Raw genomic sequence first — 3,166 nt, forward strand, 5'->3', positions numbered from 1 at the left:
GGCGGCGGTACGAACGGGTCCTTCTTTCCCTTGGGTACATCGGCGCGGAGTCCTCGGATGAAGCCAAACTTTTTGTCTCCGATGAGCTCGAGGATACCTGAGAATCTTGGTTTTGAGTCTTCCATAACCTGCTTCGGTGGGAATAAATGGCGCACAGTCGACGGGACGAGTCTGCACGCTGACTTAACAGCAACTTGATCCGAGCAAGCAACCGACGATTACCGAGAATACAGTCGGATCAATCGACGCTTGTTATCTTCAGATCGAGGATGTCCCCCGGATAACGGAACCACGTCCGACTGCCTTTTGCTGACAGGGACTCGAGGGGGAGAAACAGTCCGGTTGCCCGAACACAAGCCAATATAGATGGTTTCGCCGACCACTTCAACAGAATCCTCTGCCAGCGGGGCATTCGGCACGCCATCCGGGCCGTTTGGAGACCTGTACATTGAGTGGTCGGGGCCGCCAGATGCCCCGGGCGTCGTCATTCTGCACGGTTGGGGGAGCAGTGCGGAGATGATGCGTATTCTGGCCGACGCCCTTGCTCCGACGCATCGGGTCGCCAACGTCGACCTGCCCGGGCATGGCCGGGCAGGAATTCCACAGGAGCCGATTGGCGTAGCCGCGCACGCCGAGAGAGTTGCAACCCTCATTCGAGAGCGATTCGACAGCCCGGTATCGATCATCGGGCATTCGAACGGTGGACGCATCGCCCTCTTCATGGCGTCCGATGAAACGATATCACCGCTGATCTCCTCGCTCGTCCTGATCGCACCGTCGGGTGTGAAACCCCGACGCAAGCCGTCATTCTATCTGAAGAAATACACGGCGCGGATTCTGAAGCTGCCATTCTCCATCCTGCCCGGACGGCTGCGCGAATTCGGCCTGGACTGGCTTCGGCACTCTCTCGTGTGGAGAGCCCTTGGTTCGTCGGACTATCGGCGGTTATCAGGTGTGATGCGAGACACGTTCGTCAAAACCGTGACTCATCATCTGGACGATCGTCTTGACGACATCCGTGTGCCGACGCTTGTCTTCCGGGGTGATCTGGATCAGGACGTCAGCCAATACCAGATCTCCGTGCTGGAGAGCCGAATTCCGGATGCGGGAGTTGTGATGCTGAAAAGCGCCGGGCACTACGCCCATCTGGATGACCCGCAGACTGTGATACTCGCGACACGGCATTTCCTGAGTACACCATCACCGGGGGAGTCTCAGGAATGATGCTGATCCTCTCTCTTGGCACGGTTGCTCTGCTGTTCGCCGGCTGGCGTCTATGGCGCCGTCTTCGGTTCAGCCTTCACGTCTTCCAGCTTCATGGATACAAGATCGGCGAGTATGCCCGCTGGCTGATCAAGCGGCCATTCAACTATGTCTTCCGGCTGTCGCACGTGCTCGGAGCGGGCGTTCTGCTACTGTCGTATCCCCTGGCAGGTGCCGTGTCGGATCGCGCGCTCGCCGCTGCGATGCTCGGGCTCTGGTGCGTCGTATTTGCCTCGTCCCGCAGATACCGATCCGAGCGCGAGAAGAAACCGCTCGTCTGGACGAATCGATTGAAGCGGCTCGGACTTCTGACAGCGGTTATTGTCACGGTCCCGATCGTCGCGAGTGTCCTGGTGGTACTCCTCCTGAGAATCTTAGACCTGCCACATGCCCTCATTCCCGACACACGACTCGTCCTTCGCGCGTTACTGCTTGGCGACCTGATCGCACCTCTCGCCGTCATCGGAGCCGCCATCCTCCTCGAGCCCGTCGAGGCGTTCTTCCGATCCGGTTTCAAGCGCAAAGCCCGGCACGTCCTTGAAACCCACCCTGACCTCAAGGTGATCGCCATCACCGGCTCGTATGGGAAGACGAGCGTCAAGTTCATTATCGCTGAGATTTTGCGGCAGCGTTATCAGGTGCTCGCCACTCCCGGTTCGTACAATACACCGATGGGCATCTGCAAGGTGATCAATAACGATCTCCAGCCCAATCATCAGGTGCTCGTCGTCGAAATGGGCGCGCGCTATCCGGGCGACATCGCCGAACTGTGTGACCTGGTCGAACCGCAGCTCGCCGTGATCACCAATGTCGGTGTTGCGCACCTGGAGTCCATGGGTTCGATCGAAGCCATCGCGCACGAGAAGGGTACGCTGGCCCGACGAGTGGTATCGGGCGGCACGGTTGTGCTCAATGCCGACGATCCGCACGTCCTCGCCATGGCGCAAGAAACGGCAGCACACGTGACGACAATCTCGACCGAAGGAAATCCGGCCGAGCTCTCCGCGTCCGATATCCATTACGGCCCCCATGGCGCTTCTTTTGTCGTTCGCGATGATCACGGCGCCGAACAGGCATTCACCACCCGACTGCTTGGCAAACACAACGTTGCCAATATTCTGATGGGCATTGCCGTCGGACAATCGATGGGCCTTCGCCTGAGACAGATCGCGCACGCGGTTCGGCGAGTCGAACCTGTCGAGCACAGGCTGCATCTTCGAAGTGAAGGACAAGTCCTTGTGATCGACGACGCTTTCAACTCCAACCCGGTTGGCGCGATCAACGCAGTCGAAATTCTCGGCCAGTTCCGTACGGGACGAAGGATCATCGTCACGCCGGGCATGATCGAGCTCGGAATGCGCGAGGAGGAGGAAAACCGGTCGTTCGGTCAGGCTATTGCAGGCAACGCGGACCTTGCCATTCTCGTCGGCCACGAGAGGACCAGGCCGATTGTCGGAGGATTGTTGGCCGCAGAATTCCCCGAGCAACAGATCCGCGTCGTCTCGACGCTTTTTGAAGCAAGGGATTTTCTGAAAGGATATCTTCAGGCAGGTGACGTCGTGCTTTACGAAAACGATCTGCCCGACCAGTACGACGAGCCGGCCTGATAGCCGTCCCACACGCATTCCATGGCAGGGTTACGAATCGAGCGCCGACTGTGGTCGGCAGGCCACGAGTTCATTGCGGGCGCCGACGAGGCCGGACGCGGATGTCTTGCGGGCCCCGTCGTCGCGGCTGCCGTAGTATTCAACCGCGACCAACGCGTCAGGGGGATCACCGACAGCAAGCTTCTGTCGAGGGAGGATCGTGAACGACTGGCCGCACGAATTCGCTCGCGCGCCGTGGCCGTGGCCGTCGGCGTATGCTCGCCGGAGGAAATCGACGAGCTGAATATCCTCTGGGC

General features: G+C 59.4%; 4 protein-coding genes. 3 read left to right on the forward strand and 1 reads right to left on the reverse strand.

The window, feature by feature from the left end; genetic code table 11:
* On the reverse strand, nucleotides 1–125 hold a 125-nt coding region (locus tag HKN37_07220; GenBank protein NNE46434.1), incomplete at its 3' end, for a transcription termination factor Rho.
* A 241-nt stretch (nucleotides 126–366) separates the two neighbouring features.
* Here HKN37_07220 and HKN37_07225 point away from each other — a divergent pair.
* The 3 genes from HKN37_07225 to HKN37_07235 form a co-directional block, all read left to right on the forward strand.
* Nucleotides 367–1,224, forward strand: coding sequence for an alpha/beta hydrolase (locus tag HKN37_07225; protein NNE46435.1), 858 nt, complete (start codon nucleotides 367–369; stop codon nucleotides 1,222–1,224).
* Nucleotides 1,221–2,870, forward strand: a complete 1,650-nt coding sequence (locus tag HKN37_07230) for a UDP-N-acetylmuramoyl-tripeptide--D-alanyl-D-alanine ligase (protein ID NNE46436.1) — start codon at nucleotides 1,221–1,223, stop codon at nucleotides 2,868–2,870. Before HKN37_07225 ends, HKN37_07230 begins: the two co-directional genes overlap by 4 nt.
* Before the next feature lie 21 nt (nucleotides 2,871–2,891).
* A partial coding sequence (locus HKN37_07235; protein NNE46437.1) for a ribonuclease HII occupies nucleotides 2,892–3,166 on the forward strand: 275 nt, incomplete at its 3' end.

The organism is Rhodothermales bacterium, from assembly GCA_013002345.1.
Taxonomy (GTDB): Bacteria; Bacteroidota; Rhodothermia; order Rhodothermales; family JABDKH01; genus JABDKH01.

What these genes read in the sequence shown, in the direction of transcription:
- HKN37_07225 (NNE46435.1), top strand. Translation starts at nt 367, where the DNA reads ATGGTTTCGCCGACCACTTCAACAGAATCCTCTGCCAGCGGGGCATTC.
- HKN37_07230 (NNE46436.1), top strand. Translation starts at nt 1,221, where the DNA reads ATGATGCTGATCCTCTCTCTTGGCACGGTTGCTCTGCTGTTCGCCGGC.